The 25,444-nt window shown below is 58.1% G+C and carries 26 protein-coding genes and 1 tRNA gene; 17 read left to right on the forward strand and 10 right to left on the reverse strand.

Annotated features, from left to right (window positions below; genetic code table 11):
* Window positions 1–150 precede the first annotated feature (150 nt).
* Both P0D71_RS04855 and P0D71_RS04860 read left to right on the forward strand, forming a co-directional pair.
* Window positions 151–813, forward strand: coding sequence for a HugZ family pyridoxamine 5'-phosphate oxidase (locus P0D71_RS04855; protein ID WP_408479373.1), 663 nt, complete (start codon window positions 151–153; stop codon window positions 811–813).
* 395 nt (window positions 814–1,208) lie between these two features.
* Complete coding sequence (locus P0D71_RS04860) at window positions 1,209–1,511, forward strand: H-NS histone family protein (protein ID WP_091797130.1); 303 nt, start codon at window positions 1,209–1,211, stop codon at window positions 1,509–1,511.
* 141 nt (window positions 1,512–1,652) lie between these two features.
* Here the strand turns inward: P0D71_RS04860 and P0D71_RS04865 are convergent, their stop codons facing one another.
* On the reverse strand, window positions 1,653–1,985 hold the full coding sequence (locus P0D71_RS04865) for a hypothetical protein (RefSeq protein ID WP_286162066.1): 333 nt from the start codon (window positions 1,983–1,985) through the stop codon (window positions 1,653–1,655).
* Between P0D71_RS04865 and P0D71_RS04870 the strand changes: the two genes are divergently transcribed.
* On the forward strand, window positions 1,872–3,071 hold the full coding sequence (locus P0D71_RS04870; RefSeq protein WP_408479452.1) for a cation diffusion facilitator family transporter: 1,200 nt from the start codon (window positions 1,872–1,874) through the stop codon (window positions 3,069–3,071). The genes P0D71_RS04865 and P0D71_RS04870 overlap by 114 nt on opposite strands.
* A 55-nt stretch (window positions 3,072–3,126) precedes the next feature.
* Here the strand turns inward: P0D71_RS04870 and P0D71_RS04875 are convergent, their stop codons facing one another.
* From P0D71_RS04875 to P0D71_RS04885, 3 genes are all read right to left on the reverse strand, one after another.
* The gene (locus tag P0D71_RS04875; RefSeq protein WP_006050474.1) at window positions 3,127–3,585 is read right to left on the reverse strand and encodes an Lrp/AsnC family transcriptional regulator; all 459 of its coding nucleotides are present in this window, start codon (window positions 3,583–3,585) and stop codon (window positions 3,127–3,129) included.
* Between the two features lie 90 nt (window positions 3,586–3,675).
* Complete coding sequence (locus tag P0D71_RS04880) at window positions 3,676–4,305, reverse strand: 3'-5' exonuclease family protein (protein ID WP_408479374.1); 630 nt, start codon at window positions 4,303–4,305, stop codon at window positions 3,676–3,678.
* Complete coding sequence (locus P0D71_RS04885; protein WP_408187039.1) at window positions 4,302–4,946, reverse strand: MBL fold metallo-hydrolase; 645 nt, start codon at window positions 4,944–4,946, stop codon at window positions 4,302–4,304. Before P0D71_RS04885 ends, P0D71_RS04880 begins: the two co-directional genes overlap by 4 nt.
* A 637-nt stretch (window positions 4,947–5,583) precedes the next feature.
* On the opposite strand from P0D71_RS04885, the gene P0D71_RS04890 reads away from it, so the two are divergent.
* A complete protein-coding gene (locus P0D71_RS04890; RefSeq protein WP_408343748.1) occupies window positions 5,584–6,186 on the forward strand; it encodes a septal ring lytic transglycosylase RlpA family protein in 603 nt (200 codons plus the stop codon).
* 122 nt (window positions 6,187–6,308) lie between these two features.
* Here the strand turns inward: P0D71_RS04890 and rsmI are convergent, their stop codons facing one another.
* A complete protein-coding gene (rsmI, locus tag P0D71_RS04895) occupies window positions 6,309–7,193 on the reverse strand; it encodes a 16S rRNA (cytidine(1402)-2'-O)-methyltransferase (protein WP_408479375.1) in 885 nt (294 codons plus the stop codon).
* Between rsmI and P0D71_RS04900 the strand changes: the two genes are divergently transcribed.
* The 6 genes from P0D71_RS04900 to P0D71_RS04925 all read left to right on the forward strand — a co-directional run bounded on the left by P0D71_RS04900 (window position 7,192) and on the right by P0D71_RS04925 (window position 11,297).
* Entirely contained in the window at window positions 7,192–7,695 is a 504-nt protein-coding gene (locus P0D71_RS04900; protein ID WP_408479376.1) for a YraN family protein, read from the forward strand. The two genes, rsmI and P0D71_RS04900, sit on opposite strands and share 2 nt — an antisense overlap.
* Before the next feature lie 217 nt (window positions 7,696–7,912).
* The gene (locus tag P0D71_RS04905; RefSeq protein WP_091797115.1) at window positions 7,913–8,500 is read left to right on the forward strand and encodes a phosphoheptose isomerase; all 588 of its coding nucleotides are present in this window, start codon (window positions 7,913–7,915) and stop codon (window positions 8,498–8,500) included.
* A 26-nt stretch (window positions 8,501–8,526) separates the two neighbouring features.
* On the forward strand, window positions 8,527–9,321 hold the full coding sequence (locus P0D71_RS04910) for a BON domain-containing protein (RefSeq protein WP_091797113.1): 795 nt from the start codon (window positions 8,527–8,529) through the stop codon (window positions 9,319–9,321).
* The gene (locus tag P0D71_RS04915; RefSeq protein ID WP_408298619.1) at window positions 9,321–9,668 is read left to right on the forward strand and encodes a c-type cytochrome; all 348 of its coding nucleotides are present in this window, start codon (window positions 9,321–9,323) and stop codon (window positions 9,666–9,668) included. The genes P0D71_RS04910 and P0D71_RS04915 overlap by 1 nt, the downstream gene beginning before the upstream one ends.
* A 65-nt stretch (window positions 9,669–9,733) precedes the next feature.
* Window positions 9,734–9,809 (forward strand) — tRNA-Ala (locus P0D71_RS04920).
* A 570-nt stretch (window positions 9,810–10,379) separates the two neighbouring features.
* Window positions 10,380–11,297 carry a replication initiator protein A gene (locus P0D71_RS04925; protein WP_408479377.1) on the forward strand — a complete coding sequence of 306 codons (918 nt, stop codon included), beginning with the start codon at window positions 10,380–10,382 and terminating at the stop codon, window positions 11,295–11,297.
* A 471-nt stretch (window positions 11,298–11,768) separates the two neighbouring features.
* On the opposite strand, the gene P0D71_RS04930 is transcribed toward P0D71_RS04925, so the two are convergent.
* The gene (locus P0D71_RS04930; RefSeq protein ID WP_408479378.1) at window positions 11,769–12,578 is read right to left on the reverse strand and encodes a hypothetical protein; all 810 of its coding nucleotides are present in this window, start codon (window positions 12,576–12,578) and stop codon (window positions 11,769–11,771) included.
* A 400-nt stretch (window positions 12,579–12,978) separates the two neighbouring features.
* Here P0D71_RS04930 and P0D71_RS04935 point away from each other — a divergent pair, with 400 nt between their 5' ends.
* Complete coding sequence (locus tag P0D71_RS04935) at window positions 12,979–13,278, forward strand: TraK family protein (RefSeq protein ID WP_408479379.1); 300 nt, start codon at window positions 12,979–12,981, stop codon at window positions 13,276–13,278.
* Window positions 13,279–13,607: 329 nt separating this feature from the next.
* Window positions 13,608–13,961: a conjugal transfer transcriptional regulator TraJ gene (traJ, locus tag P0D71_RS04940; protein ID WP_408479380.1), complete on the forward strand. Its 354-nt coding sequence runs from the start codon at window positions 13,608–13,610 to the stop codon at window positions 13,959–13,961.
* A 1,044-nt stretch (window positions 13,962–15,005) separates the two neighbouring features.
* Here traJ and P0D71_RS04945 read toward each other — a convergent pair.
* The gene (locus tag P0D71_RS04945) at window positions 15,006–15,341 is read right to left on the reverse strand and encodes an HVO_A0114 family putative DNA-binding protein (RefSeq protein ID WP_408479381.1); all 336 of its coding nucleotides are present in this window, start codon (window positions 15,339–15,341) and stop codon (window positions 15,006–15,008) included.
* A 524-nt stretch (window positions 15,342–15,865) separates the two neighbouring features.
* Here P0D71_RS04945 and P0D71_RS04950 point away from each other — a divergent pair.
* The 5 genes from P0D71_RS04950 to P0D71_RS04970 all read left to right on the forward strand — a co-directional run bounded on the left by P0D71_RS04950 (window position 15,866) and on the right by P0D71_RS04970 (window position 20,235).
* On the forward strand, window positions 15,866–16,156 hold the full coding sequence (locus P0D71_RS04950) for a hypothetical protein (protein WP_408479382.1): 291 nt from the start codon (window positions 15,866–15,868) through the stop codon (window positions 16,154–16,156).
* Between the two features lie 244 nt (window positions 16,157–16,400).
* Entirely contained in the window at window positions 16,401–16,934 is a 534-nt protein-coding gene (locus P0D71_RS04955; protein WP_408479383.1) for a hypothetical protein, read from the forward strand.
* Window positions 16,931–18,046 carry a hypothetical protein gene (locus P0D71_RS04960; protein WP_408479384.1) on the forward strand — a complete coding sequence of 372 codons (1,116 nt, stop codon included), beginning with the start codon at window positions 16,931–16,933 and terminating at the stop codon, window positions 18,044–18,046. The genes P0D71_RS04955 and P0D71_RS04960 overlap by 4 nt, the downstream gene beginning before the upstream one ends.
* Before the next feature lie 333 nt (window positions 18,047–18,379).
* Window positions 18,380–19,282, forward strand: coding sequence for a TIR domain-containing protein (locus P0D71_RS04965; RefSeq protein ID WP_408479385.1), 903 nt, complete (start codon window positions 18,380–18,382; stop codon window positions 19,280–19,282).
* Window positions 19,283–19,311: 29 nt separating this feature from the next.
* Entirely contained in the window at window positions 19,312–20,235 is a 924-nt protein-coding gene (locus P0D71_RS04970; RefSeq protein ID WP_459252299.1) for a tyrosine-type recombinase/integrase, read from the forward strand.
* Between the two features lie 212 nt (window positions 20,236–20,447).
* Here the strand turns inward: P0D71_RS04970 and P0D71_RS04975 are convergent, their stop codons facing one another.
* The 3 genes from P0D71_RS04975 to P0D71_RS04985 form a co-directional block, all read right to left on the reverse strand.
* The gene (locus P0D71_RS04975; RefSeq protein ID WP_408479387.1) at window positions 20,448–21,212 is read right to left on the reverse strand and encodes a retron system putative HNH endonuclease; all 765 of its coding nucleotides are present in this window, start codon (window positions 21,210–21,212) and stop codon (window positions 20,448–20,450) included.
* Window positions 21,209–22,588: an AAA family ATPase gene (locus P0D71_RS04980; RefSeq protein ID WP_408479388.1), complete on the reverse strand. Its 1,380-nt coding sequence runs from the start codon at window positions 22,586–22,588 to the stop codon at window positions 21,209–21,211. The genes P0D71_RS04975 and P0D71_RS04980 overlap by 4 nt, the downstream gene beginning before the upstream one ends.
* A 238-nt stretch (window positions 22,589–22,826) precedes the next feature.
* Window positions 22,827–25,442 carry a DEAD/DEAH box helicase gene (locus P0D71_RS04985; protein ID WP_408479389.1) on the reverse strand — a complete coding sequence of 872 codons (2,616 nt, stop codon included), beginning with the start codon at window positions 25,440–25,442 and terminating at the stop codon, window positions 22,827–22,829.
* Between the last annotated feature and the right edge of the window lie 2 nt (window positions 25,443–25,444).

Raw genomic sequence — 25,444 nt, forward strand, 5'->3', positions numbered from 1 at the left:
TTCGTGCTCAACTCGGCCCGGCGCGCTCCATTCGGTTCCGTTTGGGGCGTCGCGGCCTCGGCGCGACAAGCGCCGGATGTGCCGGATGTACCGAATGCGCCGCTCCCCGGTTTTTTGTGATTCGCCACTGTCCTATCCAGGAACGCACACTTGAACATTCCCGCTCACGCTCCGCTGCATCTGCTGCACACGGCCGCCGTCGGCACGCTCGCCACGCACGCGCGCCAGCCGGAAGGCTTCCCTTATCCGTCAATGCTGCCGTTCGCACCGGACCCGCACCATCGGCCGACGATCCTGGTGAGCCGACTCGCCGAGCACACCCATAACCTGCACGCCGACCCGCGCGCCGGCTTTCTCGCCGTCGACGCACCTGACGGCGACGTACTGAGCGGCCAACGCGTCACGTTGCTGGGCACCTTCGAACCGGTCGACTCGACGCCTGAGGTCGTGCAGCGCTATCTGCGCTACCACCCGGAGGCAGAGCGCTACCTCGTGCTCGGTGATTTTACGTTTTGGACAATGCGGCTCGAAAGGTTGCGTTATATCGGCGGTTTCGGCGCAATGGGGTGGCTGGACGGTGCCGAGCTCGATCCATTGCCGCCACTTGCTTTCGATGAAGAGAACACGCTCATCGAACAATTGGCCAGTTACTCTGGACGCGCAAGTGGATTTCAACTGCTCGGCGTCGACCGATATGGCGCGGACCTGAAAATGAACGGCGTGCGTAGCCGTTTTGCTTTCGACGACGCGAAACTCAATACCGGGAACTTGCGCGCGGCGCTCGAAGATTGCATGCAGCGCCACGCTAATTAGGTTTTTAGCACCGTTTGCGGGAAAACGATCGTGTGTAATAACCGCACGGAACGCGTGCGGCAATATGTTACGACGTTTCATGTGAAACCTATCATCGCATGAAATGTTGTCGGAAAATGACGATCTTAATTTTCATTTTGTGACAGTTAAATTGATAATTACCGATGCCGCCTGCAGTTTTCAGCAAAATCCGAAATCAGCTATTTGAAAGGGAGTGAGGACATCCGGTGGCGGATGGAAATTTTTTGAAACGAATTCGGATTAATTCAACGCTCGCGCTTTTGTAGTCTTTCTATTTTGTGTTAATCTCGCTATCAAATTCCGAGGCATGATCACCTTCAAAGGGCAAGCTGGCTTAAGACTGGCAGTCATTTATCCAAACCACAAGGGAACCTATGTCTTCCTACAAGGAACTACTCGCTCAGCGCGAGAAGCTCGAAAAGCAGATCGAAGAAGCGAAGTCGCGCGAGTACGCGGAAGTGTTGAATGAGATCAAGCAGAAAATGGCCGACTACGGCATTTCTCTGACCGAACTCGGCGGCGGTCGTGCTGCCAAGGGTGCTAAAGCCGCTCGTCCGCGTGCAGGTGTCGCACCGAAGTATCGCGACCCGGATAGCGGCAGCACGTGGTCCGGCCGCGGTAAGCCGCCGCGCTGGATCGCAGGTCTGGATCGCGAGAAGTTTCTCATCGAGAAGTAAATACTTTGGGCAGCGGGTAATGCTTCTGCCCGGTTTTTGCCCGGCTTCTGCCCATCAGTTAATACGAATAGCTTCAATCAGATGCACCCATCGCGTCTGACTTGCAAGAGAGAACCGCGTACCGTCGAGGGCGCGGTTTTTTTATTGCCGCGACAAAATGCCTTGTGGCTGTCGCATGTACTTCGCGAAACTTGAACGCGAATGCTTTTCGTTTAGATAAGCGGCTGATTTAAAAGGAATTTTTTTGGCGTCTGCCACGCGTCTCCTGATGCGCCGGGTAGAATGCAGGGATTGAACTTCTTCCAGTCCGCTTCTCAGATGCCTGCCGCCGCCGCTGCCCAGTCCGCCGAAAAACATCGCATTGCGCGCAAAAGTACATTTGTCAGTATTGCGCTTAATGCGGTATTGATGACGCTGCAAATCGTCATCGGCGTGTTCGCCCACTCTCAGGCATTGGTCGCCGATGGTGTCCATTCCCTCGCAGATCTGGTTTCCGATTTTGTGGTGTTGATCGCCAATCGGCACAGTGGGGCAAAACCCGACGCGGATCACAATTACGGGCATAGTCGCTATGAAACCGTCGCGTCGTTATTTCTGGGCGCGCTTCTGATCGCGGTGGGCGTCGGTATGTTGTGGCGGGCCGGAACGCGCCTCGCCGATCTGCAAAATATCCCCGCGGTTCATATGAGCGCGCTCGCGGTCGCGGTGCTGGTTCTGATTTCCAAAGAGAGTCTGTTTCGCTACATGCTGCGCGAAGCGCAGCGTGCGCGTTCGGCCATGTTGATCGCCAATGCCTGGCATGCGCGTTCCGATGCGGCGTCGTCGCTGGTGGTCGCGATCGGTATTGTCGGCAGCCTCGCTGGCGTGCGCCTGCTCGACCCGATTGCCGCGGCGATCGTCGGCTTCATGGTGGCGCGCATGGGGTGGATGTTCGGCCGGGACGCGTTGCAGGACCTCTCCGACCGCGCGCTCGACGACGCCGCTACCGCGGACATGCGTACGTTGCTGCTCTCGACACCCGGCGTGCGCGACGTGCACGAACTGCGCACGCGCAAGATGGGCGACTTCGCGCTCGTCGACGCGCACATTCTGGTCGACCCGCTGATCTCCGTGTCAGAGGGACACTACATCGCCGAGTCGGCGCGTCTGCGCGTGTTGACGGACAGCCGCGTGCTCGACGCATTGATTCACGTCGATCCCGAAAACGATGCGGTCGCGCACCCGCCAGTCGATTTGCCTACCCGCGAGCGAGTCACCGCGGAAGTGAGCGCGGCGCTGGTGCCTCTCGGCATGAAGGCGGCGGCGGTGAACATCCACTATCTGAGCACGGGCCTCGATGTCGAAGTGGTGTTGTCAGATGTGCCGCGCACGCTGGGCAGCGAATCGCAACGACTGGGGCGGCTTGACCTGGCCGCGCTCAAGGCGCGCCTGGGCGCTCGCAAACTGGACGTATTGCAGGAACTGGGCGCCTGGCCGGCCGACACCGCGCCGACAATCCAGGCAAACATTGGCTTGGCCACTGATCGTGCGAAAGCGACGGAGCCGCACAGCGCCACCTGATTTTTGCGCCGCGCCACCATGCTGCTTCACGGGCGTGCGTCGAATGGTCAACGGCTCACAACGGCAATTGCGTATCGAATTTGATTTCGCGTAGCACGACGCTCGTGCGAACCTGCGCGACGGCCGGAATCTTGAAGATGCGTTCGTGCAGGAAGGTGTCGTACGCCTTGATGTCCGGTGCGACGATCTTGAGAATGTAATCGGACTCGCCGGTCGTGCTGTAGCACTCGGTGACTTCCGGGCAGGTCGCGATTTCGCGCTCGAACTGTTCGACTCCGCCTTCGGTGTGGCGCGTGAGGTGAATATGCGCGAGGGCGCAGACGTGCAGCCCGAGCTTTTCCCGATCCAGCAGGGCGGTGTAGCGCTGGATCACGCCCGATTGTTCCATGTCCTTGATGCGCCGCCAGCATGGCGTACTCGACAGGCCGACCTGGTCGGAAATCTCTTGCACCGAGCGGCGTGCGTCGAGCTGCAGCAGGCGCAGGATTTTTTGAGAGAACGTATCGAGTGTCAACTGCGCCTCCGTTTGCGTCGCCGTATCAACGCATGGTAGAGGGGGCAAAAACGAAACGCAATGTAAAACGGCCACGACGAGGGAGATTACCTAATTTGCCGGTTCCTCAGTAGTATTTTGTCCTGAGTCGTCCCCATCTTTGCCGGCCGCAAGCGTGATCGCCTGACTTGCGCGCAGATCCTTCAACATGTTGCAGAAAAGCGCGCCTTGTTCGATCGCGTCATCCAGCGCGACGTGCGTATGCGGATGATCGTCGAACCAGTGCTTCGGAAAGCGCGGCTTGATGTTCTTGCGGTAGGGCAGGCCGGTCATCGCGAAAGCCAGGGTCTTGATGTCGAGCGCCGACCAGGAAAACGGACAGCGGCCGACAAACCGCATCATGTACCAGAACATATAAGTGAAGTCGAAACCAGCCGGCATCGCGACGAACACCGGCTTGCCCGGCAACGCTTCAACCCATTCGACATACGCCGTCAACGCGGCCAGAGGCGTTTGCAAATCCTTGCGGCAGGCTTCCCATGCTTCGGGTTGCGTCTTCCACCATGCTTCCTGAACGGGATGCGGCTTGGCCCCCTCGAGCAGTTCGAGATTCGCCGAGAAGGTGGCGATCAGGCGCTTGTCTTCGGTGTAGGCGGCGGAGGCGAAACTGAGCATGGAATGCGGACCGGGAATCGGGCCGTCCGCTTCGACGTCGGTGCTCACATAGATTTCGCTGCTCATGCCTCGACTCCATCGGCGACATACGGATTGGTGCGGCGTTCGGCGCCGAACGTCGAAGTAGGCCCGTGGCCCGGAACGAAAGTGACGTCGTCGCCGAGCGGCCAGAGTTTTTCGCGGATCGAGCGCACCAGATCCGCGTGGTTGCCGCGCGGAAAATCCGTGCGCCCAATCGAGCCGGCGAACAGCACGTCGCCCACCAGCGCGAGCCGATGCGCGCGGCTGAAGAACACCACATGGCCGGGCGTGTGGCCCGGACAGTGATAGACCTCGAGGATTTCGTCGCCGAACTGCACGGTTTCGCCGTTCTGCAACCAGCGGTCCGGTTCGAACGCCTGGGCGGCGGGAAAGCCGAAGCGTGTGCTTTGATCCGGCAGCTTGTCGAGCCAGAAGCGTTCGTCCGGATGCGGGCCTTCGATCGGTACACCGTAGTGCGTGGCCAGCGTTTTTGCGCCCGCGCAGTGATCGATGTGGCCGTGCGTCAGGAACACTTTTTCGACCGTCACGTTCTGCCGCGCGACTTCGCCCTGGATGATGTCGAGGTCGCCGCCTGGGTCGACGACCGCCGCGCGTCCGGTTGCCTCACAAACGAGCAGCGAGCTGTTTTGCTGGAACGGCGTGACGGGGATCAAGGTGACTTTCATGGATGACGGCGCCGCTGGAAAAACGTTGATTGTACCGGCGTCTAGCCCGCGCTCACCGAGGGGCTGAAGCCCCGTCCCAGCGGGCTTTCCTCTGCTCATTTTTGCAGCAGACGTGAAAATTCATCAAGGTTTTCAATCCCTTGTCATCCCGAAATTTTGTTTTAGGTATAATGCACCCCATGCACAGGGAACTGTGCATGCCACAAGGCGATGCGTCCCCATCAAAAATGGGCACGCGGATCGCCACTCAAGTATGGGCTGTCGCACTTCCGGGCGGCCATCAGGTATCGATGCATTCGATGCACACGTCTTGCCCAGCCAGGCGCCGCGCGCCTGCTACGGACTTAACTGCCGTGACGCTGGGTGGGGCCTACGCCGCCGTTCCTGCGCGCTGAGTTACGCGCGCAAGAACGTGTTTGCCACGTTCGATGGCGGCATGTGGGGTCTGGTCAGGCTGCCGGGGACAGGTTGCGCCAGACGTGAAAATTAACCGTGCGGTAGCGGCTGACTGAGCCGCATCCGGGCTTTGACGTACTGCGCTCAACTGCGCGGCGCGTTGTCGTCCATTGCCGCCGGAGTCGCAGGCAACACGCTCAACTTTTGCGTGATGCGGCTCGACAATGTGATTGCACGTCTTATGAAAACTCGGTTAACCCGTGGTCTGGGGACTCTTTTTGCCTTTTTTGTGCTGGCGGGTTGCGCCACGCCTCCGGGCGCAGGCAACACGTCGGATAGCGGCGTGCCGCAGAGCACAAAATTGACGCAGGCGGGCTCCTTCGGACCGCAAGCTTTTGGTAGCGCGCCCGCTTCAGACGCGACTGCACAAGGCTCGTCGCTGGCCGATGCAAAGCCTCTTACGGATGAAGGTTCGGGCATTTCGGACTTTCATCAGACCGGCCGCGCTTCGTGGTACGGCCGTGGCTTCCATGGCCGCCGTACCGCGAATGGCGAGCGCTACGACATGCACGCGCTGACCGCGGCGCATCGTACGTTGCCGCTCGGCTCCTATGTGCGCGTGACCAATCCGGCCACGTCGCGCTCGGTCGTCGTGCGTATCAATGACCGCGGCCCGTATGCGCGTGGCCGCGTGATCGATCTGTCCATGGCCGCCGCGTCCGTGCTCGACATGCGCCACGCCGGTACGGCGCGCGTGCAGATCGAGGGACTGACGCAGCAGGAAGCGCGTGCTGCGCGTGATGAAATGCTGGCGTCGAACTCGGATTCGACCGCCCAGAAGTGATGTAGCGGCGGCGGGCGCGTCTCAGGCGCGCTCTTCGTATCGCCGTGCGGCATGACGGCCGCTCGCATCGTATCCGCAGAGAAGAGGAAGGGCCGCATCGCGCGGCCCTTTTCGTTTGTCCGTCAGCTTTGTTCTTCGTCCTTCTTCAGCGCCAGCGCGCGCGTGTACAGCGTGTTGCGCGACGCTCCGGTGATAGCCGCGGCCACTTTGGCGGCGCTGCTCACCGTCAATTCTTCCAGCAGAATCTCTAATAGCGCGTCGTGATCGTGTTCGCCGGCCGTTTCCGGTTGCGCGCCTTCCACCACCAGCACGAATTCGCCGCGTTGCCGGTTCGGATCGGCAGCAAGCCACGTTGGCCCTTCGGCCAGGGTGCCGCGGTGCAGCGCTTCGTGTAACTTAGTCAATTCCCGTGCGATGAGCAGCTTGCGCTCGCCGCCGAATGCGTCGGCCAGTGCCTGCACGGTTTCGACGATCCGGTGCGGCGCCTCGTAGAACACCATCGCGTGAGGGTGGTTCGCGAGCGGCTGCAGCGTGGCGGCGCGCGCTTTCGCTTTCGGCGGCAGGAAGCCGAGGAACGAGAATGTCGCAACCCAGTCGCCGGCCGCGCTCAACGCGGTCGCGAGGGCGCTGGCGCCGGGTAACGGAATGACGGGAAAGCCGGCTTCACGGACCGCGTCGACGAGCTTTGCGCCGGGGTCCGAGATGCCCGGTGTTCCCGCATCGGACACGTAGGCCACGCGCTCGCCCGCTTGCAGGTGCTCGATCAGGCGCAGTGCAGCGGCACGTTCGTTGTGCTGATGCACCGCGACGAGCGGCTTCGAGATGCCGTAACGCGCGAGCAGTTGGCCGGTGTTGCGGGTATCTTCAGCCGCAACGCGGTCCACCAGTCCGAGCACATGCAACGCGCGCAGCGTGACGTCGGCAATGTTGCCGATCGGCGTGGCCACCACATACAGCGCGGCAGTCGGGTACTGCTGCCCTTGCGCGAGTTCGGAGAGAGGAGTCATGAGGCAGAAGACGCAAACAGACGGAACGAGGCCGCCATTGTGCCACGCAGTGCCGCGCGAGCCGGGTGGCAGGGAGACGGCGCACCCGGCGGCGCCGCTCGGCGCATCCATCTCGGCGCACAACTTTTCGAGACTCGTCGGGTCCAAACTCGTCGGCGCGGCTTTCGAGGCGCGTGCGCAGGAGTTTTTGCAACGGCAGCGTTTGCGGTTCGTCGAGCGCAATGTGTCGTGCCGCGGCGGCGAGATCGATCTCGTGATGCGCGAGCGTGAAGGCGCGCTCGTGTTCGTCGAAGTGCGTGCTCGCGCGCAGCGCCGGTACGGCGGCGCGGCGGCGAGTATCGGCTGGCAGAAGAAGCAGCGCATCGTGCGCGCCGCGCAGCACTATCTGGCGACCCGCGCTTCGCAATGGCGCGTTCAGCCCGCTTGCCGGTTCGACGTGATCGCGTTCGAAGCCGGCCGGCTCGTGTGGTTGCGCGATGCGTTTCGTGCCGACGAAGTCTGACGCCGTGCGCGGAGAACGCGTGCGAGTGCGATAAACTTGCGCTCGCGTGCAGGCCACGGGACAACGCCGGCAACACACGAAGCGGCGCAATGCGCGATGGTTTTGCATTCATGCACTGCGTTGCCGGCCGGGTTTATCGGAGCGGCACGACTTCGCCATACGACTTCACAACACGGCCGCGCACTGCGGTCCACTAGCGGTAGAAAATAGAGACTCGATGTCAGTCGAACGTATTCAACAACACTTCCGCGACAGCGCGGCAGTCAAACTCGAAGCCCTCGAAACCCTGTCGATGCCGATCGCCGTCGCGATCGACACGATGTTCGCCGCACTTGCCAACGGCAATCGCATTCTTGCGTGCGGCAACGGCGGATCGGCGGCCGACGCGCAACACTTCGCCGCCGAACTGATCGGCCGCTTCGAGCGCGAGCGGCCAGGCTTGCCGGCGATCGCGCTGAGCACCGACACGTCGGTGCTGACCGCTATCGCCAACGACTATTCGTTTGAACAGATTTTTTCGAAGCAGGTCTGGGCGCTCGGTCAGCCGGGCGACGTACTGCTGGCGATCACCACGTCGGGCAATTCCGCCAACGTGCTCGCCGCGATCGAGGCCGCGCACGAGCGCGAAATGATCGTCGTCGCGCTGACCGGCAAGGGCGGCGGACGCATGCAGGAAGTGTTGAGCGACACCGATATCCACGTGTGTGTGCCGTCCGATCGCACCGCGCGTATTCAGGAAGTGCATTTGCTGACCATCCATTGTCTGTGCGACGGCATCGATGCCATGTTGCTGGGCGAAGACTGAGACCGATTCCGAAGGAGAGCTAGTTGATGAGCGTATTCCGCGTCAAGAAGACACTGGTGAGAACCGTGCTGGTGGTTGGGTTCGCGGCGGGGCTGTCCGCAACATTGCAGGGTTGCTTTCTGGCCGTCGCCGGCGCGGCGGGCGGCAGCGCGCTGGTGGCGACCGACCGGCGCACGCTCGGCGCGCAGACCGAAGATCGCGAGTTGCAGGTGAAGGCGCTCTCGCAGATCAGCCAGAACCTGCCCGACAACGCGCACGTCAACGTAGCGGTGTTCAACCGCCGCGTGCTGCTGACGGGCGAAGTTGCCGGGGACGTGTCGAAGCAGCGCGCGGAGACGATTGTGCGTGGCTTGAACAACGTCAGTACGATCGTCAACGAACTGACGATCATGCCGGCGAGTTCGTTCTCGTCGCGCACGAATGACACTTATCTCGAAACGCGTGTGAAGACCGCGCTGATCGCCGAGAAGAACATTTCGGCGAACAACTTCAAGGTGGTGGCCGAGCGTGGCTCGGTGTATCTGATGGGTCTCGTCACCATGGACGAAGGCAATCGTGGGGCGGACGTTGCGAGTCGCGTGCCGGGCGTCGTGCAGGTCGTGAAGGTGTTCCAGTACATTCAGCCGCAGGAAGCGGCGGCGGCAGCCGCGGCGGCGGGGACGGCGCCTGTGGCGGCTTCGCAACCGGACGCGAGTGCGCCGACCGTGGGCGCTATTCCTGATTCGTCGGTGAGTTCGCGGCCGTTGGAGCAGCAGGCGCCCGCGCCGGTCAGCAATTCAAGCTCGGTGCATCCGGGTAATCCGAAGGCGACGACGCCATGATGCGCGGTGTTGCGATTGCAGTGAGCGCGCTGATGCTTGGCGCGCTGGCGGGCGTTGCAGCACCGGCTGCTCAAGCGGCGGATGCGCCAAATGGGCAACGGGTTGCCAACTCCAATGCTTGCATGGGATGTCATGCGGTGGACCGCAAACTGGTCGGTCCGTCGTTCCAGCAGATCGCCGCAAAGTACAGGGGCGATGCGCAAGCGCCGGCGAAGTTGTCGCGCAAGGTGAAGGAGGGCGGCTCCGGCGTGTGGGGCATGATTCCGATGCCCGCGCATCAATCGATGAGCGACGCGGACATCCGCGCGGTGGTCGATTGGGTGCTCGCGGGGGCGCCATCCAGGTGATGTTTTGCTGCCTCGTGCGGCTTGGCAAAACGGAAAATGCCTGTGCTAGAATTATTTGCACGTTGGGGGGGGTAGCTCAGCTGGGAGAGCGTCGCGTTCGCAATGCGAAGGTCGGGAGTTCGATCCTCCTCCTCTCCACCAAGTTTTTCTTTAGAAACAACGCACTACGTCTTGCGATGTAGTGCGTTGTTTTGCATTCTGAAGCAGAGTTTTGCAGTCTGTGTGTGGGGAATTTGTGGCAACGGCTTGGGTACGCGTGGTGCCGGCGAAGGTGTAAAAAATTTGCTCGGAAAAGACCGTGAGCAAAATGTCTCGACCGACGAATCTTGCGTGCATCAGCAAACCACTGCGGCCATGTGCATGAATTGAACGTGGCCCGAACCGGCCACTATTCATGCAAGCTTTGCTCACAGTCGACCAGCTTTCCCACTTTTTGCGCAAGTCTGTAGCGAGTATTCGCAGCGACGCCACGCGCAATCCGACCGCACTTCCTCCCATTTGCCGAATCCCCGGCACCAAACGCCTGTTGTGGCGGATCGAGGATGTCGAGAGTTGGCTAGCTAGTCACGTCGCGGGCAGCACGGCGTCGCAGGACGAATCGATGGCCGGTCAACGGCCTCGCCGGGGGAGGCCCACCAAAGCGGAACAGCTTGCAAAGCAAAAGCGGCTTTCTGAGAGAGAGCACTCTGATATGCGGTCGCGAACGAGGGCTTGAAGTTGCGCGCTCGTGACTATGCCGCCCCGGAGGAGGAGCTAACGGGCCGCCGCGCACGGCGAGACTTTTTCATCGCCGATCGTCTCGGTTGCGCACTAAAGGCCGATATCGCCAGCATGGAGGTGCCGATTTATTCACTCTCCACGCGACCCGACTTGTCGATAGGTCAATGGGAAAGCCAAGACGGCACTCGTCGCGTTACGGTAACTCCAAGCGTACTTGGCCGCGCAACGCAACATGACAAGGACGTGCTCATCTACCTGACTTCCCAGCTCGTTGCTGGTGCCGAGCGTCGGCAGGCGGACGTCTACACTCGTAAGATTCGCTTCACTGCATACGATTTCCTCAAGGCGACGGGCAGAGGGACCAGCGGTGCCGAATATAAGGCCCTTGCAACGTCGTTGGATCGACTGCATGGAACATCCATAAAGACGAACATCGCAACAGGCGGTGTACGAATCGAAGATACCTTTAATCTTATCGAGCGATGGACGACTGTATCGAGGTGCGACCGACCCGAGACGATGTCAGCCATTGAGGTGGTACTGTCGGATTGGCTGTTCAACGCCATTCGCTCATTTGAGGTGCTCACGTTGCATAAGGCATATTTTTCGCTCAGAAAGCCGCTAGAGCGACGACTATACGAGCTAGCTCGCAAGCACTGCGGTCATCAGCCTACCGCGCAAATCGGACTCGACCTGTTGCGAAGAAAGGCCGGGAGCAAGGCGAGCCTGAAGGAATTTCGCCGGATGCTGAGAGAGATCGTGTTGGCCGATTCGTTACCAGAATACCGGTTGTTTCTCAATGTGCGGGATACCGTGACCATTTACACGAGGGACAATCGCAAGCTCGCACGAGCTCTCATAGGCAAAGGCACCGACGTGGGAGCTATCGTGTTATCACCCACCGAGTAAGGGATTGATTTGCAAGAGACGCGTGTTATCGCCCACCAAAAGCTGTGGATAGATACGTGTTTTCGCACACCAGCGGATCGTAGTTTCACCCACCGGCCGAATAGCAACCCTCAGGCCGGACGTCGTTCTTGTACTCGGTGTCGACGGTGTAACGCGCGCGCGCGATTTTTTAACTTTTATATTCTTTAACGACTCGGCGCGGACAGAGTTGTGGATTATTTGGCTCGATGGCGGCGGTCAATATTGTTTGAGATCCAGCTGCGGTTTAGGAGTGGGTTAAAAACTTCAGCTGCGTGACAGATGACCTATGGGACGCGTGACAGATGGCCATTGAGAGTTGACGGTCTGTCGTTGAGCGTTTAGGCGGTCCCGGTGCCGGTTTGCAGGAACCGTGTGGCCACTAGTGCGAGTGGCTTGGCATCGCGCGCGGGATATTGGTCAGTGTGCCGCGGCACCGCGTTTCCATACCTACTATGGCGCGATGTGGAGAAGCTCCATTCTCTGCTCGCTGGAGCAAAGCGCACTAGGATTCCTGACGTACGCTTCGATGTCTTCCGCGCCGATCGACACGCGATACGATGGCTCATGTCTCAGCCGATCAAGCTCTGTCGAGGTCAGCTCGTCGTTGATGGCATCGTACAAGCTGAATTCTGCGAACACGCCGAGCGAGTGCAGATGCCAGCGAATTTCGGGTGCGTCCAGGCACATACGTACGCATCGATAAGCCCCGATCCCATCAGTTTTCGCTAGCCGATTGACGGTTTGGTGTAGTCGATACATCGCGATGGATTCAGCCAGGTCGTGCAGTTCTAGCAGAGCCCCGGAGACCAATTGTCGGCCTAGTAACGATGCCTCGAAGTTATACAGGGACTCGTCGTAAGGTAAGGCGTTGCCGGTGAAGCACCACGGTTCTTCATCAGGATCCGGAAACGGCGACTCATACACGTTCGCGCCGCAGATCATCCAGAGATCCTCTGGTGGTGCCCACAATGCCCGCCAAAGCTGATCCGGACCATTCCAGAAGGCGTTGTAGGTGTCTGGAAATAGTCTCGCGAGGTGGCCTAGAGCGGTTCTGGAAAGAGGGAATTCCCCCTTAGCAAGCCGATACCACTTTTTCTGTCCCAGAGTCGCCTTTACCTGTCCGCTCTTCGCGTTCGCATTGGCAGCGGCTTTCGGCGCGTAAGTCCAAGACGTTGTTTCCGCGTCGAACCACCGACCGAACTGATTCGGATTTGCCGAGCCCGACCGCCGTATCACTTCGCACATAAAAGTGACCGTCATCAAGCAGCGCCTACGCAATTCCTCGGATTTTGTGGGCTGATCTACGGGGCGCATTTGCGAGACCTCGGAGGTGTAAAAAAATTTAAAAGTTCTGACCGCGAAGTTTACCTCGTTCTTGCCAATAATAATCAAGGTTGAACATGGTTACCCCTTTTAGGCCAAGCATGGAAACAACACTCCAATTTCTGCAGGCACGGTACGGGGCGGTGATGACGTTGGAACAACTGGCAGAAACGTTAAGCAGGAAACCCGAAGGACTCCGCATGGCTCTCCTTAATTCGAACGAGCCATGGTTCATATCCTTAAACGCCAGCAAACGGTATATCGGACGACGTATGTACTTTTCGACTGAATTCGTTGCCGAACTTTTATCAGGTCCTAGCGCCACGGGAGAAGCGAAGTGAGCATCCAAACATTATCGGAGCGAATCGCTGCAAGGATGCTGGCTAATCCAGATAGCCCTCCCCAGCATGCGAACCGTGCGCGATTTCTCGTCTTGCGGGGGCAGATTCAATCCGCGCTGGATGATGGCTGGTCAATGCTGGCGATATACAAAACGTTGCATTGTGACGAAGCGGTTCAATGCAGTTATCAAGCCTTCCGCCGCTACGTCAAGGAACTTGGTCGCAGGGAGCATACAGGTCACGATGATGGCGTTGTGCCTCGAACTGTTACGCACATGTCGCAGAGGAAGGGATGAGGCGGGCAAATAGCATAGAGCATGGCAACGATGTAATACCGCGAAGGAATCAGGATGTCGGCGTTCAATATCTGTTGCAACAGTGCGTAGACTTGCACCCGCCTTTCAATTATCGCTACGTTGTTCGTGGTGCGCGGAGGTTTCGATTCCGTCTTGATAGCCGACGAAATATTTATCGTTGTGCACCCGGGCAAGACAGGTGATGTAGGCCTACGCACAAGCGCGTAGGCCTACATCACATCACCGACTCGCACTTCGCGCTCGCCGAGGATATTGCTTCTGCGAAGCAGGTCGGCTACCGCCGAAAACCAACAACGGTGAACGCCAAAATGGACAAAGTGCCGCGTAGAGAACACCAACCGATTCGCGTCTGGTGTCTGCCGGAAGAAAAGGCGCAGATAGAGGCAAACGCACGCGATGCTGGGTTGAGCGTTTCACGCTATCTGCGCAATGTCGGTATGGGCTACAAGATTCAGGGGGTCATTGACGCCCAGCTCGTTTTGCAGCTCGCGAAGATCAACGGGGATCAGGGGCGCCTCGGCGGACTGTTGAAGCTATGGCTGACGAACAGCGAGAAGCTCAAAAACGAGGACCCCGACCATATGCGCCGCGTAATTCATGGCGTCCTTGACCGGATCAATACAATGCAGAGCGCGATGCTCGAGCTTGCGCGAAAGGCTTGACGAAAAAATTAGCCGCTAAAGTCTTTGAAAACGGAGCGGCGTCGGGCACGAAGGGGAAAGCGAAGCAGCTTCTCGAATAGTGTCTCGCGAGTTCAAGGGAAAAAAACGCGTAGCACATTCAAGACAAACGCCCGATGGGCGCGAGCAAGAATCACTGAATCCCCGTGCCATCAGGATGAAGACGGCATTTCTGCGATCAATTTGAGCGTCTCGCGTCGTTTGACCCAGTCGTCTTTGCCGTTTCGTGGTGGCGTGATTAAATTCTTCTCGGTTCTTCTCGGGAAGAACCCGGGCAAGATAGGTGATGCAGGCCTACGCGCAAGCGCGCAGTCCTGCATCACTTTCGCTCGTTCGCGCTTCGCGCTCAACTATGGGTCTCGCTCTGCGATGCCAGTCGGCCACCGCCGATAACAGTCAACAATGGACGTCCACGATGGAGGACGTGCTGCGTAGAAACCACCAACTGATTTGCAGGGGGCCTCTGCTGGAGGGGAAGTCGCGGTTGGGGCGGCCGTTGACCGTGTTTCGGCATCTGCGCAGCGTCGGTACGGGCTATAAGATCGATGCCATGCTGGAACTCGTGAGGGAGTGGAGATCAGGAATTTAGCCGCTAAACGCGAGTGAGCCAGGACGAAATTTAGCCGCTAAATTTTTTCAACCGCGCAAGGTGTTCAGCACCGAAGAGGATGCAATGGAGAAGCAGCTTTTTGAGGAGCTGGTGGCAAGTTTGGGGCAAGCGGTAGATGTCGGCCGCGCAAACAATCGCAAGCGGCAAACCCGTCGACGACTAGCCGAGCGTATCCGTGAAGAACGACAGGCGTTGCAGATGATCGGTCCTCGGGTCTTCATAAGGAAACGGCCGCGGTCGAAGCACGTTAGCGGTCGTGTCCCGCCAAAGCGGGTCGTCATACGAAGAAAAGTGCTGAAGACGTAGCGCCTCTGTGATGGACGCGCGAACCAGGTGGTGAACACCAGAGCCATTTGTCGTCCTCCATCTGAGGTTTGCTAGGGAGTGGATCTCGCAGGTAATGGGGCCCACACCCCCTATATCAGCATGAAATCCACGCGCATGTTGTCGTGCGGAAACACGACGGTGCCGTCGGCTTGCCGCTCGAGTACCCCGACGTTTAGCAGCGCCTGAACGTCCTGACCGATCGCCCACACGTCGCGGTCTGTTCGGCGCGCAAGCTCATGACGGGATTGCGGCCGGGCGCCAGTCATCAACTTCAGGATCGCCCAGCGTCTGGGTGTGAGTGTCTCAAGCAGCAAATCGATTGACGCGAACGTGACGCGTGCGCCTTGCGGCTCGCCTTTAATCGCGGCGACGACCCGTTCTGAAAAAGCATCTCGGCAATCAACGCTCAACGTAACGGTGCGCACGACGATCCTCCGTGAATGGTTGGATATTGGAGTCAGTGTAGCGGGCCGCCACCGGAAAAAGGCTGACGCAAGCTACATCGAGGTTTATGTGCAGCATGGGCGCCTGTGGTGCGCCTCCGCGCGATGCCGTGTCATCATGCTCGATGTGTGCCTCGACGGTACCGCAATGTATGCCAATCCACCGGGCCTCTGTTCCGGACGATCGCACGTTGTACCGGGTAGCCGAGCGATACTTCCATGTCGCAGGCGACCGGCTACGCCAAGGTCTAGTGTCACGCAGCCGCGACTGGCATCGTGACGAAGATCGTCATACACACGTTCCGCGCGATCGCGCATCACGAGGACGTCAGCCTTTACGAGACGGAGCGTATTCACGTGTAGCTATGATGGTGTACTGTGACGGGATCGATTGGTTCATGATGGCTTTCGCGAGATGCATCACTCTGACTTCAGATGGATAAAGCGTCGTTCGCAACACCTAGTCAGGGTGCGATTCTCCATCGCGAGCCGCGCACAAAAGACCCATGATGAATCCCGACCTGGCCGCCGAATTGGCTGATGAGGCACAGCTGAAGACCGCGATACGCGAGTTGCGCAGGCTCCGAAAACAAAGCGAGCCCCTAAACCGTGCATGGTCCGATACACGGGTCGCGAGACAGAGGTACGAACGGGAATACGCGTTCGCGGTCAAGCAACTACAGGAACGGGAGGACCGTATCATGGATGAGCTATGGCCCCATCTCGCCAAGATCGAGGCGCTAGAGAAGCAGGTGAGGAAACTGGACCGCAAAATACGAAAAAAGCAGTCCTGCTAAGGTTGGACTCGAGCTACATCAGTCTTTATGTCAATCAGGCGCTCTGGGAAGGGCTAAAGACCGCGTAAGCACGAACGATATCGGGTGACCTAGGGCCAACATGACTGGGCGCTTATCGAGATTGCGGAGCAGGTTTGCTGCGTTGTAAGGATTGAAATGGTGGATCGCGTTATACTGTCGCGCGAGAGAGACCGATGTCTACAGTTCGACTGCGGACAAATCAGCGATTGGCGTGACCTAAAAAATGAATACAAATCAAAACGAGGGCATAGCGCAAGTTCAGGCTGCCCGCCCGGCGGCCTCGCCCGTTGCGGATCAAGCTTCCGAACCCGCCCCTTCAAACGACGTCAAAGTCGTACTCCGGTACGGGACGGAGATTAGGGAGGTGGACGGCTGTCCGCCTCAAGGTGTACAGGGGCTCGACATCGTTGGATTTCGGTTTGCATTCGGCGATATCAAACATGCGCATAATTGGTTGCCGGTTGCGAAGATTCAGCCGGAGCGAACCCACGCTGGGCAACCTATCACGCAGTGCTGCACTGGATATTCGCTCTCCGTGTTCGAATCACTCGACGCGCTAACAAGGAAGGCGAAAAAGGTGCTCGCGACGTCGCCCAAATTCCTCAAGAACGTCGGCGACCACTTCATCGCACTGAAAATCTCGAGTGCGGACGGGGTGTGCACGTTGCCTAACACAACCGGGCACTTTGACTTTTTCGAGTTTCAGAGTTTCTCGGGGACCGAGGCCGTTGCTGAGCATGCGAGGCTTCCGCTGTGAGAAAGATCAACGCTCCCCGTGAGTCAATCTCTGTCATCGACAGTCATAGTTATATCTGCGACCTTCTTTACCTCGAAGGTCCGGTGCTATCGCTTTTCCGCGATGCGCAGCGAAACTGGCTCTATTTGTGGTGCGACACCGACGGTCAGCAGGTCCAGCGGTGGTTGCTGTTTCCTGTAGCACGTCCGCTTTTGGTCGCCTATCTGACAAAGGCGTCGGCACTTCGCACGCTTGTGCTGCAAGCTCCCCGGCGGTTTATTGTTGATACTACCTTTCAGGATGTATTTACCGATGAAGGTGTCTTTAAGGGACGCTCGCATCATCGGAGCATCAAAGATGTCACAAGCACGTTAGCGGAGATTGAAGAGTACCTGCCTACGGATGAGTCGGTGTTCGACGAGGAGTTGGCCCCCGACATTTCCTTGACAAAGGAACTCAATCCGACATCGTTTGAGGTGCCGATTGACGGCCAATGGTTCTTCGCTGACCTGGACAGGTTCTCTAAGATCTATTCGCAGTTGTATGCGTTCTTTTACTGCACTAAGCCACGATTTGTCACGAATCTGGGTGGACGAGTAAGCAGATATCTCACATCCCCATGGACGGGGGGGTATAGCAGAATCAATTTGTTTGAGGCGTTAAAAGGGCTGGTGCCGTCCCTTCATGACTTGGAGATCAAGCAGATCCGATATGCGTCACCTGGGGAAATAAAGATCGAAGCTCTGGAGTCGGTTGGCGAGAGTATTGCTCGCACCGTTCGATGCTACCTGCAAGCTGAAGAGACGTTGGTATCGGCCGAAAGGATGCTTAACCAGCTTCTGAATTCGCAAAAATTGAAAAAAGCAGACTTATCGACGAAGCGCGATGATCAACTGCCTCTCTCGCCGGACAATGTCGGATTCTTGTATGGCAAAACAGAGGAAATCGGCATTGCATTAGGCATCGAAGCAGAGTTGCGTTTGTTGAACGAGTATTCACCAAACATCGTGGTTTCGACGAAGGTCATACTTGCAATGCTGACTCGGATTCGACGTTTGGCCGATTTTGAAAGCGGCGGCTTGCTGGATCTCGATCGCGCTGACAAGCAGGCCGCACACTCCGTGCACGCTTAAGACACCTAGATCAGCGGTTTTATGGCAGCTTCCCCCGGGAGTTGTTCAGCGCACTTGGGCGCTGTTGAGCGTAGCGGGAGTTCTTCAGCGCGCCGATAATCCTGCAGCATTGCTAGCTTTCGCGTCCGCGAAAAGTTTCGGCGCAAGCGATGCCTGCTGGCTGGAACCTGGTTCTCCTTGATGTTAGGGGCTGTCGTTGACGGCGCTCACGTTCTGTCCAGTATCTTCCCGTGCCGGCCCTTTATTGTCACGCACACAGCTGGACGTGCCACCCTAAAGGCGATGTACGCTTATATTTGATAATGTCCTTTATCAAATATATGAAGAGACCCTATGGCCACTCGAAAACCTGCCGCGCCGCGTGCCCCTGCGCCCAAGCTGGACCTTACACCGGCCCAGATCGAGCGCGGTATCCAGCGGTTGGACGAGCGCATTAAGGAATTGCGGGCATTTGACCTTGCCACTGTCCCCAAAGGTGATTCGCCGGAGCTACAAGCGCTGTCTGCTGCTATCAAAGACACGCTAGTACGTTGCTTTGGCGAAGATACCTCGACGTTTAGGCGATTTGTGGAGGCTACGTCGTTGTCGTGGTCGCCGATGGTCATTTCGATGACGGGATATGGCCCATTAACCCCGCCACGAGAATATCAAGAAGGGGTGAAGGGAAAGATCGAACATTCGGTCGCGCTGCTGCAGGAAGGTCAGCGTGTCTTGCGCGAAGATCTGTCCGATGTGCAGCACGACGTAACGCCCGCATCGGATGCTCTCGTCGCAGAGAAGCCGGCTCTTACTCGACGTGTGTTCGTCGTTCACGGCCACGACGGGGAGGCACGCGAGACGGTTGCCCGTTTTCTGAAAGCGATGGACTTCGAGCCCATCATCCTGCACGAGCAGGCGAACCAGGGTGGCACGGTCATCGAGAAGTTCGAAGCCAACAGCGATGTGGGTTTCGCCGTGGTGCTTCTGACCCCGGACGATCTGGGGCGCAGCCTCAAGGAGGAAGAGCTGAAGCCGCGTGCTCGACAGAACGTGCTGCTTGAGCTTGGATATTTCATCGGCCGTCTCGGCCGCAACAAGGTGTGTGCCCTCAAGCGCGGTGATGTCGAGCTCCCCAGCGATTATGTCGGTGTCGTCTGGGAAAAGATGGACGGCGGCGGGGGCTGGAAACTGGCCTTGGCTCGCGAGCTCAAGGCCGCAGGCCTCGAGGTGGATCTGAACAAGGCGTTTTCGCTGTGAATCCGCTTGTCGCGCTCGATGCCATTTCCATGCCGGTGCTGGTCACTGCCGCCGGCGAGCGTGCTGGCGTGTGCTTCTTGGAGTTTTTCGCCTCGGCGATCCGCAACCCGCACACGCGGCGTGCGTACGCGCGCGCGGCCGGGGATTTTCTCGCGTGGTCTGCCGGCGTTGGCGTGACGTCGATTACCGCGGTGCAGCCATTACACGTGGCCGCCTGGATCGAGCGGCAGACGCAGACGCTGTCGGCGCCGACCGTCAAGCAGCAGCTCGCGGCGCTCCGGCATCTCTTTGACTGGCTCGTCATGGGCCAGATCGTCCCGCACAACCCGGCGGCTTCCGTGCGGGGCCCCAGCCACACCACGAAAAAGGGCAAAACTCCGGTGCTCGATGCGACCGAGGCGCGGCAGCTGCTGGACAGCATCGATGTGACGACGCCAATCGGCCTGCGCGACCGCGCGCTGATTGCGCTGATGGTATTTTCGTTCGCGCGCATTGGCGCGGCGCTAACAATGCGGGTCGACGATGTCTACTCGCAGCAGCGGCGGGTGTGGGTGCGCCTGCATGAAAAGGGCGGCAAGTTCCACGCGATGCCCTGTCATCACACGCTGGAGGCATACCTGAACGCCTACTTTGAGGGCACCGGCATTGCGAACGAGCCGAAAGGGCCGCTGTTCCGCACAATCGCACGCGGTACCGGGCAACTGAGCGCGACACCGCTGCCGCAGGCGAACGCATACGCAATGGTGCGCCGGCGGGCCGCCGCAGCAGGCATTGACACGGCGATCGGCAACCACACGTTCCGCGCAACGGGCATCACCACTTACCTGAAAAACGGCGGCACGCTCGAGAACGCGGCGGCGATGGCCAACCACGCGTCGACGCGCACTACGCAGCTCTATGACCGGCGTCGCGACGACATGAGCCTGGACGAGGTAGAGCGTATCCATGTCTAGCTATGACGGTGTTCTGCGACTCAATCAATCGGTTGATGATAGCTTCGACAGATATGCCAATCGCGTCTGGGCATCGGGCGGCGCCAGAGCGGCCCGGCATGGACGGGTCCAGCCGTACGTACATCCCCCGCCCTTGGCTGAGCTTATGTCGGCATACAGACGGATCGAAGACGGCGTCGACAGCGATACCGCTTTAGTGCCCCAGCGATCCCTTAGCTGTATCCAATTTCCGTTAGTTGCTCCTCTGCCGCTGCGCCGAGGTACCACCTTATGCAGGTAAAGAATGCCTGCCACTGTTGATCTGGGTCGGCCGGAAACATGGCACATGCAACCTGTCTGGATGCATCCTCCACTGTTTCTCCTACTTCGAGCAACGCAGCAATTTGGTCTCTCAATGCTCCAATTACTGCTTGTCGCATGCGAGTCAACCGAGGAGCATTAAGATTCAATCGTTTAATCGTCTCATCTGCCTTTCCTGCCACAGGGCCTGGGCACAAATCCGAATCAACATCCATCGAGCCGTCGCCTTCCAGATATTTGAATAGTCTGGGGAATGCTGGCACATCCGTCAACGGATTTAAAATATCGGCTGTCCAGTCATTATTGCCCTTTGGAACGTCGCAGCAAAGATCCGGTGCGGTGTATCTCGTGGGATCTGCAACCATTGTTTGAGATCCACCATGGCACGTTCCGAGCAGGTTCGTCCACTCAAGAGCCCAATTCGGCGGCGGCGTATGCGGCGATTTTGGATGAAAATGCTCAACCCGAAAATCTGAAACCTTGTCTGATGAAATTGATTTTAGCAAATCAATTTCACAATACGCACATATGCCTCTCTGGTCAGCGCGAATTTGTGCTGTCGTCTCATTATAGCGAGCAGATTTTTTTTTAAATTCGTCCCAATCTGCATCTGGGCGTTTTGTAAAAAATCTGTCAAGCAGATTTGGCGCATCGGTGGCTTTTCGTACGCGCTTCACTTCTTCCCTCGCCGGAATTTACGCATCTTTATATCGATGTCAATTCGCTTCAATTCTGGTTCCTTATTTGCCGCCCACTCGTCTAGTTCCGCGCGGAGTTTAAGCGCCTCGGGGCTGTCCCATTGGTCGCTTTCGACAAGACTGCGATATCGTCTGAACGACTCGATAATCGGAATCTGCGGACGCGCGTCGACCTCCTGAATATCTTCGAGGAGTTGCACACTTTGAGCACCAAGTGAAAAATTTGGTACTTGAACCTCTGTCACGCTCCCTGCCGGAATTAACTTCCGGATTGATCGAGCTTCTACAGTGGTGAGCACTTGGGGACTATGCGTCGTCACAATGAATTGCGTGTTTGGAAACACCTTCAAAAGATCGGGAACAATCTTTTGTTGCCAACGCGGATGTAGGTGCAGATCCACTTCATCAATCAACACTATGGCCTCCGCCTCCAATGGATTTTTCATTACGCTAGGCGGATTGGCTTCGACCATTCTGCAAGCCAAATCTGCAACCATTGCAAGGGTTGTCCGATATCCATCGCTAAGTTGGTTTAGGTCAAAAGTTATAGTCTTTTTTGAAGACTCTTTCTTGTCAACAACAAATCTCAGCGGGCGCACAGTCGTACGCGGATTCGTGAAATCTTCAAAGAAGTTTTCTATTGCGTGACGCACGGCATTAAGTTCTGGATCACGATATGCAAATGATTGCATTTCTCTCTGAGTCAGCACCTCTTCCGTTTCTTTTGCATGAAACCACTCGAAAACGCGCTTGAAATTTGCGTTCGCATTCAAAGCGCCGTCGAAACAATCGAATCGCGCAAATTGAGTTCGAAAATTTCTACGCCGAAGCGGGGTCTCAAACACTGCGCGGTCGGTGCCGTAGTACGCGATCAACGGCATCCGATAGTCCAATTCATCTAATTCGGCAGCCACAATTGCGTCGGCGAATCGGTCGATCTCTTTGAAGGCTCCCCGGCCCGGAACAGGTATCGGTGCATCCTTGTGAAAGAGGAAGCGAGTTTTGGCGGACCCATCTCTGAGTCGGCTGCGGGAGGCGTACAGTGTTGGGGTAATTCTGTCGTCGACCCCGCTGAGATACTTTGCCTCTGCTTCGATATTGAGTTCAAGCCAAGCGCGAAATCCAGGGGCGCTTCGGTTGTTGGATACGATCCGGAGATCCGCTTCGCTTAGCGCAATACCCTTTATCCCGGGCAATTTCGACAGGAAACGGCCGAACACCTGACTAATTGCGTCAAGCACGCTCGTCTTTCCTTCTCCGTTGTCACCCACAAGCACCGTCACATTCGGCTCAAAAGTAAGGTCGAGGCGCTGATGCGATCTGAAGTTCTGGAGGATAAGGCGATCTAATTTCATATCGTGAGGGCGTGCCAATAGGCCGTCAGGTCGTAGCGCGCATTCTACCGACTGTTCGCATCCCAGCTGGGTACAACTGCAAGCAGTCCCAATTCACTCGCGCGCCCCCTGCTACGTCTGCATCTAGTCGATCGGGCAGTTGCCCAAGTGCGCTGCAGAAAAGCGCATACGGCTCCATCATGAGTGCAGTCGATCAATGACCGCACTCACATGGATTTCTGTCACTACTACGCTGGCGTCAGAGATAATCACTCGCCAAGCTCCCCGCAAATAAGCTTCGCGCCGTTACATCGCCACCGTTCAGCGTTTCAATGGCCGCTCGAACGTCGTCGCGCGTCAAGTCAAGCCGACGTAATTTGCCGCTTACCTCGGCCACAGCTTCGATACGACGGTAGGCCGTCCCATGGGTTTGCGCATACTGCGCAAGCCCACGCAATTTCGGGATCGCATCGCTAAACTGCGTGCCATGCGGATCCACGAGATCCGCGACCACAGTTCCGTCGTCGAGCGCAGCAAAGAAGATGAAGTCCGGGCGGACCATCCGATATTGCCCGTCAGACAGGTAGGCCACTCCCAACGACGATTGACCCGGCTGCTGCGGGTTGCGATACCAGAAGCGGAAGTCCTTGCGGCGGGATTCGGTCTCAAGCACCGTTGTCTCCCAAGCGTTCAGTTCGGCCGGATACCCACCGCCCTTAACGCAGAGCAAATGGTTCTTCCACATCGGTAGCTCCGACAGTGTGTCGCCATCACGAGCCTTCGTCGGCTCAAACCGCGCTTCCGGCTTGATCAACTCCACGTCCTGCGGATCCGCGCTCATCTCGACGATCTGACGGTACGATTCCTTGCGGTCGTCATTCAACGCCTTAATCTGTGCTCCGTATTGCGTCATCCACATCTTCACTAGGCGATCAGCCGCGCTGTCAAAGTAAGTTTGGAGTTCGGTCACAAGGCCTAGGCCGGCCACGGTGACGCGCGCTTCAACGATAGCTTCTAGGAACTCCTCGGGATCTTGATTCGGATCGGCCACTTTGTAGGCGAGATGATCAACGTAGGTACGTGCGATGTCAGGCATAAGGATATGCGTCGCGCGTCGATAAACATCGGCGATGGCCGCAGCATCAGCATCTTCTTCCCACAACTGGTTGAAGCTCTTGGCTTTGTCTCGCAGATCCGCCCGGACGGTCCGCCCGTCCACCGTCTGCACCGTCTCGCGCCTGGCCTCGATTGTCTCCCGATTGTCTCCCTGAAACTTGTCGAGTGCTTCGTGCAATGCTGCATGGGCCAACTTGCCCGCGTTCGGCAGAATCCCGTCCGATGCCAACTCGTGCGCCAGCGCAGTAAGGCGCTTGGCTGGCTTCGCGCCACGTTGCGGACGGGTCTGCGACGGCAGGGCCTCGAATGCTTGCCACACCGATGGAGGCGCGTCGGGATTTGGCTTGACCTCAACGTAATCGATCAGGATACGACCCGGGGTCGCTGCCTGCGTATCGTCGCCGCTGATCAACGCATCGACTACGCTCATTGCTGTTTTTCGGTCGAACTTCGGCAGCAAACAGTCGACCGTGTTCAATCTTTCGTTACCGGGGATGCGGCGAGCAAGAGGCGAACGCACCATGCGACCAAGCAATTGCGTAATGTGTGTGCGATCACTGGCTGCGCGGAACGACACCATCACTTCGGCACGCGGGCAATCCCAACCTGTGCTGATCGCGTCTTTGGCGACGAGGACTCGTACCCAGTCTGATTCCTGAACTCGCTGCGGCTCGATGTGGGGTACGTCACGGTTGCCGAAGCGCAGCGTGGTGTGGTCCCCGAACACATGTGCCACGCTGCCGGGCGGTAATTCCGGATAGCGTGCATAGATGGTGTCCAGCGCGCGTCCGATCTCGTTCGGATCCGGCGTGTTCGGCACCTGCAATACCATCAGCGGGAGGACTGTGTGTGATTCGTCCTGCTGCTTTGCGTACTCGCTCCACGCTTGCGTGGAATCCTTCAGCTTGTCGGTCGCACGACGGACCAATACTGTATCGAACTCGCCAGCCTCTTCCGGAATGTCGAGCAATATCGTGTCTTTGATCAGGCCGGATTCCTGTACCTTCGTCGTGTCCACGGTCACGTTATCCAGCTTCACGCGTTTCGCGGCGCCTTCCATTGCCTTGTTGAATCGATCGACTGTAGCGGATATGCCTAGGACGACCGGAATGCCGGGCACGCCACCGGCGCCGTTGATCAAACGAAGGACGATGGTGCTTTTGGCATTCTGGCTGGCCGTAGTGGAATTGCCCATGCCACGGTGCGCTTCGTCGAGCACCAAGTACAGAGTCAGGTCCGGATCTTCGATGGTGTTCTGGATGGTGTCCCAGATCGTATAGGCCCGCAGATCCGGACGGGTTTCGGGCAGCAGGTCGCCCGCTTTTGCTTGGAGTTCTTCCTGATCGAAGCCGCGCACTAACAAACTGTTTTTGGCCAACTTCTGTGTATTGAGGAAGTAAATCTTCCCCGCTTCAAACTTGAACCGATTGAATGTGTTTTCAACGACAACCATGTCGGTGTGGTTGATACGGTCGCTGGCTTCCATCAGTCGGAAGCGGGTCTGCTCGTTCAGAGACGGGTCATCGCTGAACCAGATTACGACGGCACCGGCATCAGGCTCGAAGCCGAATTCCTCGTCCCCGTGGAACAGCGCCTCGAACGCCGCAGCGGCCATGACAGTCTTACCTGCGCCCGTGACGGCGGTGAGCGAGAAGGCGGTCTTGTCCCTCTCACCGCGCCAGTACCTACGTGCCTTGCCGAGATTGGCCAAGGCTTCGCGAACGGCATCGCGCTGGTATTCCTTGAGAGTGAACTTCATCC

Source organism: Paraburkholderia sp. RL17-383-BIF-A (genome assembly GCF_046028015.1).
GTDB lineage: Bacteria > Pseudomonadota > Gammaproteobacteria > Burkholderiales > Burkholderiaceae > Paraburkholderia.

Excerpts from the sequence above, each read along its gene's own strand:
- P0D71_RS04910 (WP_091797113.1), top strand. The coding sequence starts at position 8,527 with ATGAGCGTATTCCGCGTCAAGAAGACACTGGTGAGAACCGTGCTGGTG.
- traJ (WP_408479380.1), top strand. The coding sequence starts at position 13,608 with ATGGACAAAGTGCCGCGTAGAGAACACCAACCGATTCGCGTCTGGTGT.
- P0D71_RS04890 (WP_408343748.1), top strand. The coding sequence starts at position 5,584 with ATGAAAACTCGGTTAACCCGTGGTCTGGGGACTCTTTTTGCCTTTTTT.
- P0D71_RS04950 (WP_408479382.1), top strand. The coding sequence starts at position 15,866 with ATGATGAATCCCGACCTGGCCGCCGAATTGGCTGATGAGGCACAGCTG.
- P0D71_RS04865 (WP_286162066.1), bottom strand. The coding sequence starts at position 1,985 with ATGGACACCATCGGCGACCAATGCCTGAGAGTGGGCGAACACGCCGAT.
- P0D71_RS04930 (WP_408479378.1), bottom strand. The coding sequence starts at position 12,578 with ATGACGGTCACTTTTATGTGCGAAGTGATACGGCGGTCGGGCTCGGCA.
- P0D71_RS04885 (WP_408187039.1), bottom strand. The coding sequence starts at position 4,946 with ATGAAAGTCACCTTGATCCCCGTCACGCCGTTCCAGCAAAACAGCTCG.
- rsmI (WP_408479375.1), bottom strand. The coding sequence starts at position 7,193 with ATGACTCCTCTCTCCGAACTCGCGCAAGGGCAGCAGTACCCGACTGCC.
- P0D71_RS04955 (WP_408479383.1), top strand. The coding sequence starts at position 16,401 with ATGAATACAAATCAAAACGAGGGCATAGCGCAAGTTCAGGCTGCCCGC.
- P0D71_RS04860 (WP_091797130.1), top strand. The coding sequence starts at position 1,209 with ATGTCTTCCTACAAGGAACTACTCGCTCAGCGCGAGAAGCTCGAAAAG.
- P0D71_RS04985 (WP_408479389.1), bottom strand. The coding sequence starts at position 25,442 with ATGAAGTTCACTCTCAAGGAATACCAGCGCGATGCCGTTCGCGAAGCC.
- P0D71_RS04980 (WP_408479388.1), bottom strand. The coding sequence starts at position 22,588 with ATGAAATTAGATCGCCTTATCCTCCAGAACTTCAGATCGCATCAGCGC.
- P0D71_RS04970 (WP_459252299.1), top strand. The coding sequence starts at position 19,312 with ATGCCGGTGCTGGTCACTGCCGCCGGCGAGCGTGCTGGCGTGTGCTTC.
- P0D71_RS04965 (WP_408479385.1), top strand. The coding sequence starts at position 18,380 with ATGGCCACTCGAAAACCTGCCGCGCCGCGTGCCCCTGCGCCCAAGCTG.
- P0D71_RS04880 (WP_408479374.1), bottom strand. The coding sequence starts at position 4,305 with ATGAGCAGCGAAATCTATGTGAGCACCGACGTCGAAGCGGACGGCCCG.
- P0D71_RS04900 (WP_408479376.1), top strand. The coding sequence starts at position 7,192 with ATGAGGCAGAAGACGCAAACAGACGGAACGAGGCCGCCATTGTGCCAC.
- P0D71_RS04905 (WP_091797115.1), top strand. The coding sequence starts at position 7,913 with ATGTCAGTCGAACGTATTCAACAACACTTCCGCGACAGCGCGGCAGTC.
- P0D71_RS04915 (WP_408298619.1), top strand. The coding sequence starts at position 9,321 with ATGCGCGGTGTTGCGATTGCAGTGAGCGCGCTGATGCTTGGCGCGCTG.